We start from the raw sequence: 14,627 nt of genomic DNA, 5'->3' as shown, positions 1-14,627 counted from the left end.
GCCCCGCGCATGCCTGCCCAACCTGACTCGCAATACCAAGACAAAGACCAGCTGATCCAGCGCTTCGGCCTGCAGCCGCATCCGGAAGGCGGCTACTACCGCGAGACCCATCGCGACGCCGTGCGTGTTTCGCGTGTTTCGCGTGTGTCGCATCTGTCGCGTGAAGGGGCAGGCAATCCCGCCACACATGCCGCCTCCACTGCGATCTACTACCTGCTGTGCGACAGCGCATACTCCGCCTGGCATCGCATCCGCTCCGACGAGGTGTGGCACTTCTACGCGGGTTGCCCGCTCAACGTGCATGTGCTGGAGCAAGACGGCAGCCTCACCACGCACCGGCTGGGCAATGCGCTCAGCGATGACAACGCGGTGTTCCAGGCCGTGGTCCGGGCTGGCTGCTGGTTCGCCGCCGAGCGCAGCGATCCGGATGGCTTCTCGCTGGTAGGCTGCACCGTGGCGCCGGGCTTTGAGTTCAGCGAGTTCGAGCTGGCCGATGCCGACAGCCTGCTGGCATCGCACCCGCGCCATGCCGCACTGATCGCGCGGCTCGCCCCTGCGCCACAACGCTGATGCGCTGATGCGCTAAAACGGCAGACCGCCCAAACCCCTTCCCGTTTTTTCTCTTTTCGAGATCCCCGCCATGAAATGGTTTTCCCTTGCAGCTGTGGCGCTGGTAGCGCTGGAACATGTCTACATCATGGTGCTGGAGATGTTCCTGTGGGATAAGCCCAAGGGCATGCGGGCCTTCGGGCTGACGCACGAGTTCGCCGTTGCCACCAAGGCGCTGGCGGCCAACCAGGGGCTGTACAACGGCTTTCTCGCGGCTGGCCTGCTGTGGGGCCTGGCCACCGCCGCGGTGCCGGTGCAGTTGTTCTTCCTGTGCTGCGTGCTGGTGGCCGGCATCTTCGGCGCCTGCACGGCCAGCCGCAAGATCCTGTGGGTGCAGGGCTTGCCGGCGGCGATCGCCATCGCACTGGTGCTGCTGGCCTGAGGCGGCCGGCAGGCTTGGCGTCGTACTAGCTGCGCAGGGCCTCGGCCATGGCGCGCAGCGCCAGCGTGTAGCCGGCAACGCCAAGCCCGCAGATCACGCCGGTGGCCGCGCGCGAGATCAGCGAATGGCGATGGGTCTCCTCGCGCGCATGGATATTGGTGATGTGCAGCTCAATCACCGGACGCTGGATCAGCTTGACGGCATCCAGCACGGGGATGGAGGCGAAGGAGAATCCGGCCGGATTGATGATCACGCCCGCGTTCTTCTCAAACGCTTCCTGCAACCAGTCCACCATCGTGGCTTCGCTGTTGGTCTGGCGAAAATCGCACGCGATCCGCAGTTCATCCGCCAGCGCCGCAACCCGCTGCTGGACCTCGGCAAGCGTGGTCGTGCCATACAGGTGCGGCTCGCGCTTGCCCAGCATGTTGAGGTTGGAGCCATTCAGGACATAGACGAGTTCGGTCATGATTTGTGGCGCGCGGCAATGCGCCGCGCGCTGAATGAGTTAGTGGGATTTGCAGGGTTAGTGAGATTTGCGCGTGCCGATCGGCATGAACCGAGCGCCTTCGGCGATGACGCCGGGTGCATCGGAACGGTTCATGTCGATGCCACGCGTCTCGGGCGCCGTCAGGATCATGGCCAGCGAGATCAGGTTGAACACGACGCAGACGGCGACCACGCCCCACGGCGAGCCGTTGCAAACCTGCAGCAGCCACACCGCGACCACCGGCATCGGCCCGCCGGCAATCAGGTTTGCGCCGGTGTATGCAAGCGCCGATCCCGAATAGCGGACATTGGTCGGAAACGCTTCGGCGAAGGCGACCGGCTGGATGCCGCTCTGGAACTGGGTGAAGCCCAGGAACAGGCCCATGATGGCGAGCATCGGCAGGAAGCTCTTGGTGTCGAGGATCTGGAAGTAGACGAACAGGATCAGCAGCGTTGCGACGGAACCAATGGCCAGCGCCTTCTTGCGGCCGATCTTGTCGCTGAGCATGCCACCCGCCAGCGCGCCGACGATGGCGCAGACATTGGCGCCCATCAACAGCAGGAAGCCGGTCTGCTTCGGCACTTCAAGCGTCTTGGTGATGTAGCTCAGCGAGAACACGACAATGAGGTAGAAGATCGCCGCCGGGCCGCAAAAGAACAGCATCCAGCGCAACACCGTTTTGCCGTGCAGGCGCAATGCATCGCGCAGCGGGTTGCCCACCTCGGCCACCTGGCTCTTGCGCAGCTCGACGAATGCCGGCGTTTCACTGACCTTCAGGCGGATATACACGCCGACGATCACCAGGATGAAGCTCAGCAGGAACGGCACGCGCCATCCGTAGGCGTCGAACGATTCCGCCGACATCGTGGAGGCAAGCAGCAACAGCACGCCATTGGCAAGTATCTGGCTCAGCGGAGAGCAAAGGCCCAGCAGGCCGGAGTACTTGCCGCGCCGGTCCGGGCTGGCGTGCTCGATAGCCATGAGTTGCGCGCCGGTCGATTCGCCCCCGAGCGCGAAGCCCTGCAGGATGCGCAACAGCACCAGCAACACCGGCGCCCAGACGCCGATCTGCGAGTAAGTGGGAAGCAAGCCCATCAGCACGGAGGACAGCCCCATGATCGTGACCGTGCCCAGCAGCAGGTTGCGGCGCCCGAGCTTGTCGCCAAGGTGGCCGCAAATGATGGCACCGAGGGGCCGTGCCGCCAGGCCAACGCCGAAGGTGGCCAGCGATGCCAGCAGCGCGGATGTTGGCTCCATGGCCGGGAAAAACAGCCTGGGCAGGATGGTGGCCGCCAATGCCCCGTAAAGCGTAAAGTCGAACCACTCCAGTGCGGTGCCGATGGTGGCGGCCGCCACGGCGCGCGTGCGCATCGCTGCATTGGCCGGGCGTAGTGTCTCTGCAGTCATTTTGTCTCCTGGCATTCTCTTCCTGGGAAGGGTAGGCGTCGCTGCCCTTCCGATGTCGTTGAAGCCGTCCAACGCTCTCGCGCTTCTGCCTTCGTGCCGGTTGGATCGGTAAAAGCATGCTAGCAAGGGTTTGTGAATATCATTCCAATCTTGACGAATTGAAATTCGTATTAGATAGTCACGAACTATATTGACGTCAGCAGGGAGTTCGCCATGTCAGGCGTACTACGCACACTAGGCATCCTCGAATATCTTTGTACCCAGGTCGAGGCCGTGCCGCTCGCCGCCATCGCCGACGATCTCGACATCCCGCGCAGCGCGTGCCACCGCCTGCTGGTCGACCTCAAGAATGCGGGCTATGTACGCCAGTTGCGGGACCACGGCGACTACATCCTGACAACCAAACTGGTGGGAATGGGGCTGGGCTTTCTAGCAACGTCCGGCATCGTGGACATCGCGCAGGCCAGGCTGGACCGGCTGGCGGATACGTCGGGCGAGCTGGTGCGCCTGGCCATTGTCGACGGGGATCGCCTGACCTGGGTGGCCAAGGCGCAAGGCGCGCTGCGGGGACTGCGCTATGACCCCGACATGGGCATGGACACGATTCTTTCGTGCAGCGCGACGGGACACGCCTGGATGCAGACCATGACGGACGAACGCGCCCTGGAGCTGGTGTCGCGGCAAGGGTTCGGGCAACCGAATCAGTACGGCCCTAATGCGCCCACCACCATCAAGGCCCTGCTGGGCTTCATCCACCGGGCGCGCGAGCGCGGCTATGCCACGATCAATGAAGTCTTTGCGCCGGCTATGACGGCCATGGCGGCCCCCGTGCAGCGCCGTGGGGGCTATCCGGCAATCGGCGTGATCAGCATTGCGGGCCCGCTGAGCCGGCTGACCGAGCAGCGCATGAAGGCGCTGGGCCCGGCGCTGCTTGCCGCCGCCGCGGAACTGGCGCTGGCAAGCTCGGCCTCGGCGCTGTTCAACCGCGCTGTGTGAGCATTCTCCTGGCCGCTCAGGGCCGCTCAGCGCGGCTTGCGGTATTCGTTCTCGATCCAGTCCGCGGCGCTGGCCTTGCTCAGCTTGAAGCCCGGCGACACGCGCACCTGGGCCAGTTCGTCGCCGAGCTCGTCGGTGGCGCGCAGCACCGCGAAGGGATTGTCTTCGTCGGGCACGATGTCGAGCGTCACGCTGATGCGCGCCGTGTCCGTGTCGACGATCACGCTCTTGTGCAGCATGGCGTGCAGTTGCTGCTCGTGCCGGCGCAGCACTTCGGAGGCCGTCTTGACCAGCGTCGAGAAGGCGTTGGTGTCCAGCGGCTTGGGGTTCTTCTTGTCGCGGCCCATGGTCCAGGGGCCAACCAGGGCGGGCTCGGGCTCGCCGTCCTTGATCATGGCAACGGCCCAGCCGTCGTCGTCCTCGTTCTTGATCACGCGGGCGGTCCAGCCGTCGGCACGCCACAGGCGCGGCTCCTGGATCTTTTCTGCGTTGTCCCCTGCGGCGTCCTGGTCGTCGGCTTCGGTGGAGAGTTCGGGCTGATGGGTCATGGCTGGCTTCAATTCGGGGCTGCGCGGTGGGCTGCGGGCGCTGGCCGGGGCGCCACGCAATACTTGGCGGGGGCGGACCGGGACGGCGGCGGCATCAAGGGCGCGATTTTACCCCCCTCGCCACGGCGGGGGCGCCAGGCGTCACGCGCGCCCGGCGGCTGAGACATCGCGAGGCATGAATCCCCTCGGAAGTTGTATTTAATGTCTAACCACCGCGTCCTATGCTGGACATGTCGCTGAGACCCCCGTCTTGATGACACACCCTTCCAGTCGCCGTGCCCTTGAGACGGCGACGTTTTTTTACCAGCCAACCCGATCCCCGCACCAAAACGGGGATCGGCCGCAACAAAAGCGCTGGCCCGAGGCGCCCAGCCGGTTTAAGATGCGCGATTATCGAACAATCCGCGCGCACTCGCCCACATGGACGCCCCCATTCCCAGCAGCCCTGGCCAGGCAACGGCCGCCACTGTCCGCGTCGCCCGCCCCCAGGCCGACCTTCTCAACAGTTTTGCCGGCGACCCGAATTTCATGCTGTCGCTGGCGCGCGGCTTGAGCGTGCTCGAAGCTTTCTCGGAGCGTAAGCGCCCGCTCACCATTTCCCAGGTGGCGCAGCGCACCCAGCTCTCGCGCGCATCAGTACGGCGCTGCCTGTACACGCTGGAGCAGCTTGGCTACGTCAGCCAGCAAGGCGGCCAGTTCGCGCTGCGCCCGCGCGTGCTGCACCTGGGCCATGCGTATTTCTCGTCGACGTCGCTGGTGTCGCTGGCCCAGCCGATCCTCGACGCGCTGAGCACGCGCATCCAGCAGACCTCGGCACTGGCCATCCTGGACGACACCGACATCCTTTACCTAGTGCGCTCGGAGGTGCAGCGGGTGCTCACTTATTCGCTCGGCATGGGCAGCCGGCTACCGGCGTACTGCACATCGATCGGCCGCATGCTGCTGGCCCACCTGGCCGAGCCGGCGCTGGAAGACTTCTTCGATCACGTCGACCTGCGCCCGCGCACGCTGCAGACCAAGATCTCGCGGCCCGAGCTGGAGGCCAGCTTTGCGCATGCGCGCGAACTGGACTACGTGCTGATCGACGAAGAACTGGAGCCCGGCCTGCGCGCCATCGCGGTGCCGGTGCGCGGCATCTCAGGCAGCGTCATGGCGGGCATCAGCGTCAGCGTGCGCGCGGCGCAGGTATCGGAAGCAGAGATGATCTCGCGCCTGCTGCCGCCCATGCGCGAAGCGGCAGTGGCGATCGGCAAGCTGATCGCCGCCTGAGCCGCCTGAGCCGCCTAAAACCAAAACCGACAAGGAACCGCAGATTCATGGCGCAAAGCACCCTTAACCCGCTGGCAGGCAAGGGCATGCGTTTTGTCCGGCGGGTCTATGCCATGCGCGCCATCGGGCTGGCGATCGGGTTCTTTGCCGTGGCGGCGGCCATGCTGGAAGCGGGCGCGCCGCGCTGGCTGCTGGCGCTGGTGTTCCTGCACGGCTTTGTCTGGCCGCACGTCGCTGCCTGGCGCTCAAGGCGCAGCGAGGTGCCGTTCCGGGCGGAAACCCGCAACATGATGATCGACGCCGTGCTCGGTGGCATCTGGGCCGCGGGCATGAAATTCAACCTGCTGCCGAGCGTGCTGATCCTGTCGATGATGAGCATGAACAATGTGGCGGCAGGCGGCACGCGCCTGCTGCTGCATGGCTTGGGGTGGCACCTGGCGGGGGTGCTGGCGGGCATCGTGGCCTTCGGCGCAGCCTGGCATCCGGAGGCCAACCTCACCACCATCGTCGCCAGCCTGCCGATGCTGGTGCTCTACCCGCTGGCGCTGGGGCGCACCACCTACAGCATCTCCCGCCGGCTGGCCGCGCACGGCAAGGAGATCGAGGCCAACAGCCGCCTGGACGGCCTCACCGGCGTGCTCAACCGGGGCTATTGGGAGGCCATGCTGGCCGCGGAGTTCCAGGCCTGCAAGACCGGGCGGCGCAGTACCGCCAGCCTGGTGCTGCTCGACATCGACCATTTCAAGCAGCTCAACGACACCCACGGCCACCTGGCCGGCGACGAAGCGCTCAAGGCCTTTGCCGCGCTGGTGGTACAGCACGCCGCGCAGCAAGGCCCGGCTGGCCGCGGTGAAGCGCGGCAATGCCTGGTGGGACGATACGGCGGCGAGGAGTTTGGCGTGCTGCTCAGTGGCGCGAGCCTGACGCAGGCGGTGGAAATGGCCGAGCGTCTGTCGCGCTCGCTGCAGCCGGGCGCCGCTTGCGGGGCGGGCATTGCCGCGCTGCGCGGCCACACCGCCAGCCTTGGCGTGGCCGCCTTTGATGCCGGCATGGCGGGCCACCACGAATGGTTGGCGCACACGGACCGCGCGCTTTACGAAGCCAAGCGGGCCGGCCGCAACCGGATTCGCATCAGCGCGGGTTGAGCGCAAGCAGCGGAAACCGCAGCCAGATGCGCTTAGCCGCGGCTGGCAAGCTCCAGTGCAAACACTAGGCGCTGCAGGAAATTCTCCATGCGGCCGTCAAGGTTGGAGAACGCACAGCCGAAATGGTGGATGGCGCTGTCATCGCGCCCGGCCAGCCAGTGGCCCACCACTTGCAGGCTCAGGTCCAGCTTGCCCAGCGCACCAAAATCCAGATGCACGCCGGAGATGGTGGTGCCCACCGGCAGCTGCGTGGCGTCCACGGTCTTGGAGCGCAACCCGACACCCGAGAGCGAGAGATCTGCAATATCGAGCTTGAGCACCGTGCCGTCGCTCATCTTGATGGTGCAGACGTAGCCCTTGGTGACCAGCGTGCGTGCGCGGAAATGACGGCGGCGCTGGAAGTGATAGAGCTTCTCCGGGAACGGCGCGGAAAATGCCGGGCCACCCTTGTACTGGGTGATCTCGGGCGTGCCGATCATGAAGTTCACGGGCACCCCGCGCAGCGATGCCGAGAAGGCATTCTCGTTGGAAGCCAGCAGCGCCTGCCGCTCGGGCTCGGTGGAGCACCAGTCGAAGACAAAGGTGCGGCTGGCCGGATCCACATGCAGCACGGACGTGACCATCTCGTGGGCGGTACGCGCGCGCACGTTCAGGATGCACTTCTGCCAGGCGAGGTCGCGCAGCACGGTGCCGATCTGCGAGGAATGGGTAAGGCGATAGCGGTCGTCTGGCAACGCGCCGGCGTCAAGCTCGGATTGCTCCGGGGAATCTTGGAGACTCATGAAAATCACGCAAACGTCTGAGAGAGGCCTGCGTCGCGCCAGACTGGCTTGCGACGGGGGAATTCGGGCTACCCGCATACCCGGATGCAAGCGGGGGCGAGCGGCTAGCGCCGCATGTTAAGCGCGACGCCTGCTGCTGCGCAAGCTCTTGTTTGAACAACGGCGAAGTGTGGCAAAACTTGAGCCAGACTTCCGAGGGGTAGCCCGCCGGGACGGGTTCGCGCCTCATTTGCCGTCTTCACGCCCACGTTGTTTTGCCGCGCCCTTGGCCCCGCGTGCCGGATGTGGCGATGCGGCCACCTGGGCCGGATCCGCGCCGAGCGATGCTTGCGCCTCCTGGCACAGCCAGTCCCTGACCGCGCGACGCCGCGCATCGTGCTCGAACGCCACTGGCGAGAGCAACTGATAGCAAGATCCGTCGCGCACGAAGCCTCGCGGCGCGGCGATGCGGCCGTCGGCGAGCTCGTCGGCCACCATCAGGCGCGACGCGATCGCGCAGCCAAGCCCGGCCGCGGCAGCCTGGATGGTCAGGTAGAAATGCTCGTACCAGGCATCCGCGCCAAAGCGCTGCGCGCCGCCGGCGGCCTTGGCCCAGCGCTGCCAGGCATCCGGGCGCGAGCGTGTGTGCAGCCGGTGGGACAACGCCCCGACACTAGCCCCGACGCGGCAGACCACGCCCACCCATTCCTCGGCGACCTCATGGGCATGCAGCTCCGACCCCACATGAAAATCGTTGCGGCGCAGCGCCAGGTCCACGCCGCTGCGCGCGAAGTCCACCGGACCACCGGCGGCCATCAGGTGCAGCGTCACCTCCGGATGCGCCGCGGTAAAGCGCGGCAGGCGAGGAATCAGCCAGCGCATGGCAATGGTGGGCTCGCACGACAAGACCAGCGCCCTGGGCTGCCCATGCGCGCGGATGCGCTGCGCCGCCGCGCCCAGCACTTCGAGCGACTGCGTGGCGGCGGCATGCAGGATGTGCCCCGCCTCGGTCAGGAACACGGCGCGGTTGCGGCGCTCGAACAGCGCCACGCCGAGCGCCTCCTCCAGCTGGCGAATCTGGCGGCTGACCGCGCCGTGGGTCAGGTGCAGTTCGTCCGCAGCCCGCATGAAGCTCTGGTGCCGCGCCGCGGCCTCGAAGAATCGGATCCCGCCCAGCCAGTGCATGCTCGCCTTGATGTGTCAGTTTTTCTCACGGATTTGCACGAGTATAAATCGGTTGTGGCGCCACATATCAACGCAGAGAATGCCTGGAACCCGATTTCTATCCGGTCAAGGATCCTCATACAAAATGCACCCTCTCACCGAACTGCTGGCCGTCGCCACTATCACCGTGCTGGCCGTGATCAGCCCGGGCCCCGACTTCGCCATGGTGATGCGCAACAGCTTCGTGCATGGCCGCAAGGCCGGGCTGCTGTGCGCGCTCGGCATCGCCCTTGGCGTCCAGGTGCACGTTTTCTACACGATGTTTGGCGTGGCGTTGTTGATGGAGCACGCGCACAAGCTGTTGACGGTGGTGAAGCTGCTCGGCGCCGCCTACCTGATCTGGATCGGCATCCAGACTCTGCGCAAGCGCGCGCCGGACCCGAATGCGCCGCCGCTCGGTGCGGATGCGGGCACACCTGCGCTGACAGCGCTCGGCGCGCTCAAGATGGGCTTTCTCACCAATGCGCTCAATCCCAAGACCACGTTGTTCGTGGTCAGCACCTATACGCAGGTGGTGAATGCGCAAACGCCGCTGGCCGTGCAGTTCGGCTATGGCCTGTTCATGTCGCTGGCGCACCTGGCCTGGTTCGGCCTGATTGCGTGCTGCTTTTCCACGCCCGCGTTGCGCGCCGCCATGCTGCGGCGCCAGCGCTGGCTGGATCGGGTGATTGGTTCGGTGTTGCTGGCGCTGGGGGTGGCGCTTGGCCTGGGCAACCTCGCATGACGCGGGCCGTTGCCGGCGGCATCAGCCTGGCGCCGGATCCAGCCCATACGCACGCCGGCATACATGCTGCGCGCCGCCCGCGCGCAGGTGGCTTTGATACAGGATGAAGCGCGCCACAGGGAACGGCTCGCACACCAGCCCGGCCTGCGCGTCGCGCCATGCCTGCAGCGCGGTATCCGCCACGGCAGGCCCGCAGCGCGCCAGCGTGATGTGGGGATGGAAGCCCGCACGCTGCTGCAAGCCCGCATCGGGTAACGTTGTGCCCTCGCATCCGGCAAGCGCCTGCGCCATCTGCGCATGCAGGCTGTCCAGCGCCGCATGGGGCGCCACGCCCGCCCACAGCACACTCGCCCGCCGCCCGCGAAAATAGCCGGCCTCTTTCACCGTGAGCGCAAAGGCCGCGCCGCAGACGCCCCCAAGCGCCTGCTCGATGCATGCCGCGGTGGCGTCGTCCTGCTCGCCGAGGAAGTGCAGCGTGAGATGGACCTGATGCGGCGCCGCCGCCCGGATGCCCGCCACGCGCGGCACGCGAGCCAGCAACGCGGACGCCAGCGCTGGCGGAACCTCAATCGCCACGAACAAACGTGCCATCAGTCTCACCTCCCGTGACGGCCTGGCGCGGGTGGTCAAGCGCAGCGGCGCGATGCCGCTCGCTCAAAACGCCAACGCCGACTGACGCAGGATGGGCAGTGCCATGGCCGCGGCCGTGCCTTCGAGCCGGAGCAGCGCGCGCTTGCGGTCGGTGCCACCGGCATAACCGGTGAGGTCGCCGCTGGCACCCAGCACGCGATGGCAAGGCACGATCACCGACAAAGGGTTGCGCCCCACCGCCCCGCCGATCGCGCGCGCATGGGTGGGGGCGAGGCCCAGCCCAGCGCCCAGTTCGCCATATGACGTGGTCTCGCCGAACGGGATCTCGCACAGTGCCTGCCAGACCGCGTGCTGGAACGGGCTGCCGCCCAGCACCATGGGGACCTTGAAGACCTGCAGGCGCTCGGCGAAATAATCGGCCAGCTCATCGGCGGCCTGCTCGAAGACGGGCTTCGCGGCGGCGGGCACGTTGGTGTCCGGCGTGGCCGCCGCCGGGTAGTACTTCTGCCCGGAGAAGAACAGCCCGCTCAAGCGCGCGCCGTCGACGCGCAGCAGCACTTCGCCCAACGGGCTGGCGACGATGCGGTAGGCAATCATGGTGTGTTCCTTGTTGTGTCTCTTGTCTTGTCGTTTCGTTCCGACTTGTCCGACTTGCCTTCTTCGTAGCGCCGCCACAGGTGGATGGCGGCGTAAGCGCGCCAAGGCGCCCACTGCGCGACGTGCTGGTTCATGCCTCGCACGGTAGCGATGCCGAGCACCTTGCGCAAGACATAGTCGGTGCCCGGAAAAGCATCCGGCCAGCCGAGCGCGCGCATCGCCACGTACTGCGCGGTCCAGTCGCCCACGCCTTCCACCTCGCGCAGGCGCGCCATGGTGTCTTCCGGCGCGGCGTTAGGCTCCAGCTTGAGCGCGCCCGCCGCCACGCGGGCAGCGATGGCATGAATGGCCCGGCCCTTGCCCAGCGGGATGCCGATCTCACGCAAGGCCTCGGGCGACATGCCAGCCAGCGCAGCCGCGCCGGGAAACGTCACGCGCAGTGCCGGCGTGGGCTGCGCCAGCGGCAAACCGTAGCGCTCGGCCAGCCGCGCCAGCAGCGTGCGCGCGTGCTTCACCGAGATCACCTGGCCCACCACCGCACGCACGGCGATCTCAAAGCCATCCACCGCGCCCGGCAAGCGCATGCCAGGCGCTTCGGCAGCCAGCGGGCCCAGATGCTGATCCACCACATCGGGCCGGCAGCCCAGGTCGCACAAGCGCCGCACGCGGCCCAGCGCTTGCGGAATCACATGCGCCAGCGAACCAGACAACGTCACCTTGATCACATGGCGGCGCGCGACATGCTCCAGCCGCAGCCAGCCCACATGCATGCGGCCGCCGCTGTCGATCGCCAGCGTGCGCGCGTAGCTGCCATCGCCAAGCTGCTCGATGCCATCCACCGCGCGCACGCCCAGGAATTGCAGGAACGCCGCCCACGCCATCGGCGGGCGGTAGCCCAGCTCGAACACCAGCTCGTCGGCCACGTTGTCGGCGGCGCGCTTGCGCATGGCCATGGGCGTCAGCCCGTAGCGCGTCTTGAGCACATCATTGAAGCGCCGCACGCTGCCAAAGCCAGCAGCGTGCGCCACGTCGGTCACGGTCAGCCCCGTATCGGTCAGCAAACGCTTGGCCAGCAGCAACCTCTGCGTCTGCGCATACTCCAGCACCGAGACGCCGAACTGCGCATCGAACAGCCGGCGCAGGTGGCGCTCGGTAATGCCGATGCGCGCCGCCAGCCCGGCCACGCCGGCATCCACCATGAAACCCTCGTCAATCAGCGTGGCCGCGGCCTGGGCCAGGCGCCCCGACAGGTCGGCCAGCCCGTGTCCCGGCGCCAGTTCGGGCCGGCAGCGCAGGCAGGGCCGGAAGCCCTGCTTCTCGGCCGCGGCGGCGCTGTCGTAGAAGGTGCAGTTCTCGCGCTTGGGCGTGCGCACCGCGCAGATCGGCCGGCAGTAGACGCCGGTGGACGACACGCCCACGAAGAACCGCCCGTCGAAGCGGCGGTCGTGCGAAGCCACGGCCTTGTAGCAGGTATCCGGATCGAGTTTCATAGCCAGCATGCTACTCCGTTGCGCATGCGGAACTAGCTGGATTCGGACATTTGCCTCGGCGGCGTGTATTGACCTGCCGCACCCCAAGCGATGTGGATTGGACGCGGCCACCTTGCCATCGAGTTGGCGGACGACACATTGGCCATGCCCCGTGCCGCCACCGTGGTGCCAGTCAGCGTTGTGCTGCCGGTGCCGGCAATTGGGTCACCCTTGCCAGCATATTCCTTTCCGGCTGCCTCGACCGGCCCAGGTCAACAGAGCGGCAGCGCGCTGGCATCACAACCGGTTTGGCGCCACGCCCCGCGACCGAGAATTGCTGGTACTGGTTATGAGACACGCCAGCCCCGGAGGGCGTATTGATGTTGACCACCAGCGGTGCCCGGCCGATCAGCGTGCCCGGGGGCATGCGCCCGCCGCAGCTTTGTGCGCAACAGTGAAGCATGCGGCAACAGCCATCCGCATGCCGCGCGTCATGTTGAAAACCAGGCGATAGCGATTGTTGTTCATTGCGTCCAGGCGTCACAAGCTGGGAGGTGCGGCAGTCAGCCGTAATGCGCTTTCGGATTCAGGGCACGCGTTGTCAGGGCACTAGTTCGCGGCCACGATGCCTGTCGTTTCAGCCGTTACGGTGGCCACGCCCACCAGCGGCGCGCCGGAGAGCTTGACGATGCCGGCGCCCGGAGCCAGCCAGGCCGTCCCTTCCAGCACGGGCAGCGGGAACAGGGTGCCGGGATACTTGCGGTCGTAATGCAGCGCCAGCTTGCAAGCGCCCTTGTACGTCACCCCCTTGGCCGTCACGTCTTCGCGGCCGATGTATTGCACGGCAACGCTGACGACCCGGCCGATCGGCTTGAGGGCGGGTTGCGGCTCGGTCGCCAGAGCCTCGGCGTTCGCTTCCGACATGGTGAAGCTGCGTGTCTCGTTTGGCTTCATGCCAACCAGGTTTGGTGTGCCTGTCTGTCCCGACACGTTGTCCTTGAAGGTGAAACGGCGATACTTGGTGTACTTGGTGTACTTGCTGTACGGGCCCTGATCGAGGTCGCCGTAATCGGTTGCGCCGATTGGAAAAATCGCGGAGGCCGGATCGATATAGAGCCGCGCGTTCGTCCCGTGGCCATTGAAGAGGCCATTGACCAGCTTGACCTCGAGCGTGTCGTAGCTGCCGCCGTCGAAGACTGTGGTGCCAATGGCTGTGGCATCAAAGGTTGCCACCTCGCTCACAGGTCCGAAGTTCAGCGTCGCGGTGACCTTTTGTCCGGCGGCAGGCGCCGCCAGGCAGGCCGCATCGAGCGGGTCTGTGTTCACCGGCGCGGGTGTTGTTGCGCTATCGGTGGCGGCCGGCGCGTCATTGGGCTTGGCTCCGCTGCTGCCATCCGACCCGCCACCGCAGGCGACGAGCAGGAAGGTCGTCACGGCCATCGCGGCCATCGCGGGTTTCATCTTTTTTTGCATCCTTGTTCTCCTGGTATTGGAAAGACACCGAAAACCCGCCTGTCGGCGAGCGTGTAGGGAAATTGGCGGGCTTGACGAGACCCCAGGCGAGGAAGGCGTCGTAGTGCAGGCCTTTCACAGGGCTGCCGCGCAGGCGCGGCGCAGAAACGGAGCAAGGCATGGACCCATGCAATCGGCTCAATCGTTGTCTTGGTTGGACGGAAATGCCGGCGAAGCCGGAATGCGCCCACCCTGCGCTGGGCATCAACGCGGAAGTCGCGGCGTTTCACGTTCCGTTGCGAGCGCGCCAATGCAAAAAGACGTTGCAAGGGATGGCGGCTTCGTGCAGCGATGCCGGATCTGGCCGTTTGCGATTTCGCCGTGGAGCGTTACGCTGCCTGCAACGGCTATCAGGTTGCGCAGCGTAGCAATGGAGGGCGTCGATTGAAATCGGACAAGTACGAATTTCGGCTAGGACCGGCGTTAAAAATTGTTACCGTCGAGTTGGCCTTTCGCGCAAATTCGCCTCATTTGCGCGTAATTCCTCGTCGGAATCAATGAGACAAATCCCAATCTGCGATGAGTATTTTTTGACTGGTGTAGCGGGTGTGACTTTTTGTTGCGGCTGGGTTAGGCTGCATTGCACGACGCCATACTTCGCTCGTCGCTGCAACCACAGCGGCCGGGTTTAGCAGCCCGGATGACAGAGGCGGACAGCCGCCACCAGGCGGCGTTTTTGCGTCCGTCGTGCCTCTGCACGTCCTTATGGGCGGGCCTAGGCGGGGGAGCCTTCGGGCTCGCCGGTTCTCTGTCCCGGTCTGCTAACCCCGCCTTGCGCCCGCCCACCCCGATTAGCAGCGGGGAGCGGTGTCAAAGTACGCCGACAGGGGAGGCACCGGCATGCCTCGGTCTTCATTCGCCCATTCCGGGCAAATCGCATCTTCCAAGCTCCCCGCCATCTGCCAA

The 14,627-nt window shown here is 66.0% G+C and carries 15 protein-coding genes; 6 read left to right on the top strand and 9 right to left on the bottom strand.

Going from position 1 to position 14,627, the window contains the following annotated elements; translation table 11 throughout:
• Window positions 1–9 precede the first annotated feature (9 nt).
• Both AC1Q7Q_RS08240 and AC1Q7Q_RS08235 read left to right on the top strand, forming a co-directional pair.
• Window positions 10–570 (top strand): cupin domain-containing protein, encoded by a 561-nt coding sequence (locus AC1Q7Q_RS08240; RefSeq protein WP_492376337.1) that lies wholly within the window; start codon window positions 10–12, stop codon window positions 568–570.
• 70 nt (window positions 571–640) lie between these two features.
• On the top strand, window positions 641–991 hold the full coding sequence (locus AC1Q7Q_RS08235; protein WP_492376338.1) for a DUF1304 domain-containing protein: 351 nt from the start codon (window positions 641–643) through the stop codon (window positions 989–991).
• Between the two features lie 25 nt (window positions 992–1,016).
• Here the strand turns inward: AC1Q7Q_RS08235 and AC1Q7Q_RS08230 are convergent, their stop codons facing one another.
• Both AC1Q7Q_RS08230 and AC1Q7Q_RS08225 read right to left on the bottom strand, forming a co-directional pair.
• Window positions 1,017–1,457, bottom strand: a complete 441-nt coding sequence (locus tag AC1Q7Q_RS08230; protein ID WP_492376339.1) for a type II 3-dehydroquinate dehydratase — start codon at window positions 1,455–1,457, stop codon at window positions 1,017–1,019.
• A 57-nt stretch (window positions 1,458–1,514) separates the two neighbouring features.
• Complete coding sequence (locus AC1Q7Q_RS08225; RefSeq protein ID WP_492376340.1) at window positions 1,515–2,885, bottom strand: MFS transporter; 1,371 nt, start codon at window positions 2,883–2,885, stop codon at window positions 1,515–1,517.
• 213 nt (window positions 2,886–3,098) lie between these two features.
• On the opposite strand from AC1Q7Q_RS08225, the gene AC1Q7Q_RS08220 reads away from it, so the two are divergent.
• Window positions 3,099–3,881: an IclR family transcriptional regulator gene (locus AC1Q7Q_RS08220; RefSeq protein ID WP_150986556.1), complete on the top strand. Its 783-nt coding sequence runs from the start codon at window positions 3,099–3,101 to the stop codon at window positions 3,879–3,881.
• Between the two features lie 26 nt (window positions 3,882–3,907).
• Here the strand turns inward: AC1Q7Q_RS08220 and AC1Q7Q_RS08215 are convergent, their stop codons facing one another.
• The gene (locus AC1Q7Q_RS08215; protein ID WP_492376341.1) at window positions 3,908–4,429 is read right to left on the bottom strand and encodes a hypothetical protein; all 522 of its coding nucleotides are present in this window, start codon (window positions 4,427–4,429) and stop codon (window positions 3,908–3,910) included.
• Between the two features lie 420 nt (window positions 4,430–4,849).
• On the opposite strand from AC1Q7Q_RS08215, the gene AC1Q7Q_RS08210 reads away from it, so the two are divergent.
• On the top strand, window positions 4,850–5,698 hold the full coding sequence (locus tag AC1Q7Q_RS08210) for an IclR family transcriptional regulator domain-containing protein (protein ID WP_174423415.1): 849 nt from the start codon (window positions 4,850–4,852) through the stop codon (window positions 5,696–5,698).
• A 47-nt stretch (window positions 5,699–5,745) separates the two neighbouring features.
• On the top strand, window positions 5,746–6,843 hold the full coding sequence (locus AC1Q7Q_RS08205; RefSeq protein ID WP_492376342.1) for a diguanylate cyclase: 1,098 nt from the start codon (window positions 5,746–5,748) through the stop codon (window positions 6,841–6,843).
• 32 nt (window positions 6,844–6,875) lie between these two features.
• On the opposite strand, the gene AC1Q7Q_RS08200 is transcribed toward AC1Q7Q_RS08205, so the two are convergent.
• Both AC1Q7Q_RS08200 and AC1Q7Q_RS08195 read right to left on the bottom strand, forming a co-directional pair.
• Window positions 6,876–7,625 carry a flagellar brake protein gene (locus AC1Q7Q_RS08200; protein ID WP_492376343.1) on the bottom strand — a complete coding sequence of 250 codons (750 nt, stop codon included), beginning with the start codon at window positions 7,623–7,625 and terminating at the stop codon, window positions 6,876–6,878.
• A 225-nt stretch (window positions 7,626–7,850) separates the two neighbouring features.
• Window positions 7,851–8,789: a LysR substrate-binding domain-containing protein gene (locus AC1Q7Q_RS08195; RefSeq protein ID WP_492376344.1), complete on the bottom strand. Its 939-nt coding sequence runs from the start codon at window positions 8,787–8,789 to the stop codon at window positions 7,851–7,853.
• A gap of 124 nt (window positions 8,790–8,913) precedes the next feature.
• Here AC1Q7Q_RS08195 and AC1Q7Q_RS08190 point away from each other — a divergent pair, with 124 nt between their 5' ends.
• The gene (locus AC1Q7Q_RS08190; protein ID WP_253933311.1) at window positions 8,914–9,552 is read left to right on the top strand and encodes a LysE family translocator; all 639 of its coding nucleotides are present in this window, start codon (window positions 8,914–8,916) and stop codon (window positions 9,550–9,552) included.
• A gap of 21 nt (window positions 9,553–9,573) precedes the next feature.
• Here AC1Q7Q_RS08190 and thpR read toward each other — a convergent pair whose 3' ends face one another.
• The 4 genes from thpR to AC1Q7Q_RS08170 all read right to left on the bottom strand — a co-directional run bounded on the left by thpR (window position 9,574) and on the right by AC1Q7Q_RS08170 (window position 13,670).
• Window positions 9,574–10,143, bottom strand: a complete 570-nt coding sequence (gene thpR / locus AC1Q7Q_RS08185) for an RNA 2',3'-cyclic phosphodiesterase (RefSeq protein WP_492376345.1) — start codon at window positions 10,141–10,143, stop codon at window positions 9,574–9,576.
• Window positions 10,144–10,206: 63 nt separating this feature from the next.
• Window positions 10,207–10,740, bottom strand: a complete 534-nt coding sequence (locus tag AC1Q7Q_RS08180; RefSeq protein ID WP_492376346.1) for a methylated-DNA--[protein]-cysteine S-methyltransferase — start codon at window positions 10,738–10,740, stop codon at window positions 10,207–10,209.
• Entirely contained in the window at window positions 10,737–12,230 is a 1,494-nt protein-coding gene (locus AC1Q7Q_RS08175) for an AlkA N-terminal domain-containing protein (protein ID WP_492376348.1), read from the bottom strand. The genes AC1Q7Q_RS08180 and AC1Q7Q_RS08175 overlap by 4 nt, the downstream gene beginning before the upstream one ends.
• A 588-nt stretch (window positions 12,231–12,818) precedes the next feature.
• Window positions 12,819–13,670 carry a hypothetical protein gene (locus tag AC1Q7Q_RS08170; RefSeq protein ID WP_492376347.1) on the bottom strand — a complete coding sequence of 284 codons (852 nt, stop codon included), beginning with the start codon at window positions 13,668–13,670 and terminating at the stop codon, window positions 12,819–12,821.
• Window positions 13,671–14,627: the final 957 nt, after the last annotated feature.

It is taken from the genome of Cupriavidus sp. GW823-FHT07A04 (assembly GCF_058794615.1).
The sequence above is the reverse complement of the archived record's forward strand: the minus strand, read 5'-3'. Positions and strand labels throughout refer to the sequence as shown.

Bases quoted from the DNA above. Each gene is read 5' to 3' on its own strand.
- AC1Q7Q_RS08210 (WP_174423415.1), top strand. From the start codon at position 4,850: ATGGACGCCCCCATTCCCAGCAGCCCTGGCCAGGCAACGGCCGCCACT.
- AC1Q7Q_RS08215 (WP_492376341.1), bottom strand. From the start codon at position 4,429: ATGACCCATCAGCCCGAACTCTCCACCGAAGCCGACGACCAGGACGCC.
- AC1Q7Q_RS08225 (WP_492376340.1), bottom strand. From the start codon at position 2,885: ATGACTGCAGAGACACTACGCCCGGCCAATGCAGCGATGCGCACGCGC.
- AC1Q7Q_RS08180 (WP_492376346.1), bottom strand. From the start codon at position 10,740: ATGATTGCCTACCGCATCGTCGCCAGCCCGTTGGGCGAAGTGCTGCTG.
- AC1Q7Q_RS08240 (WP_492376337.1), top strand. From the start codon at position 10: ATGCCTGCCCAACCTGACTCGCAATACCAAGACAAAGACCAGCTGATC.
- AC1Q7Q_RS08175 (WP_492376348.1), bottom strand. From the start codon at position 12,230: ATGAAACTCGATCCGGATACCTGCTACAAGGCCGTGGCTTCGCACGAC.
- AC1Q7Q_RS08230 (WP_492376339.1), bottom strand. From the start codon at position 1,457: ATGACCGAACTCGTCTATGTCCTGAATGGCTCCAACCTCAACATGCTG.
- AC1Q7Q_RS08235 (WP_492376338.1), top strand. From the start codon at position 641: ATGAAATGGTTTTCCCTTGCAGCTGTGGCGCTGGTAGCGCTGGAACAT.
- AC1Q7Q_RS08190 (WP_253933311.1), top strand. From the start codon at position 8,914: ATGCACCCTCTCACCGAACTGCTGGCCGTCGCCACTATCACCGTGCTG.
- AC1Q7Q_RS08205 (WP_492376342.1), top strand. From the start codon at position 5,746: ATGGCGCAAAGCACCCTTAACCCGCTGGCAGGCAAGGGCATGCGTTTT.
- AC1Q7Q_RS08220 (WP_150986556.1), top strand. From the start codon at position 3,099: ATGTCAGGCGTACTACGCACACTAGGCATCCTCGAATATCTTTGTACC.
- AC1Q7Q_RS08195 (WP_492376344.1), bottom strand. From the start codon at position 8,789: ATGCACTGGCTGGGCGGGATCCGATTCTTCGAGGCCGCGGCGCGGCAC.
- AC1Q7Q_RS08170 (WP_492376347.1), bottom strand. From the start codon at position 13,670: ATGAAACCCGCGATGGCCGCGATGGCCGTGACGACCTTCCTGCTCGTC.
- AC1Q7Q_RS08200 (WP_492376343.1), bottom strand. From the start codon at position 7,625: ATGAGTCTCCAAGATTCCCCGGAGCAATCCGAGCTTGACGCCGGCGCG.
- thpR (WP_492376345.1), bottom strand. From the start codon at position 10,143: ATGGCACGTTTGTTCGTGGCGATTGAGGTTCCGCCAGCGCTGGCGTCC.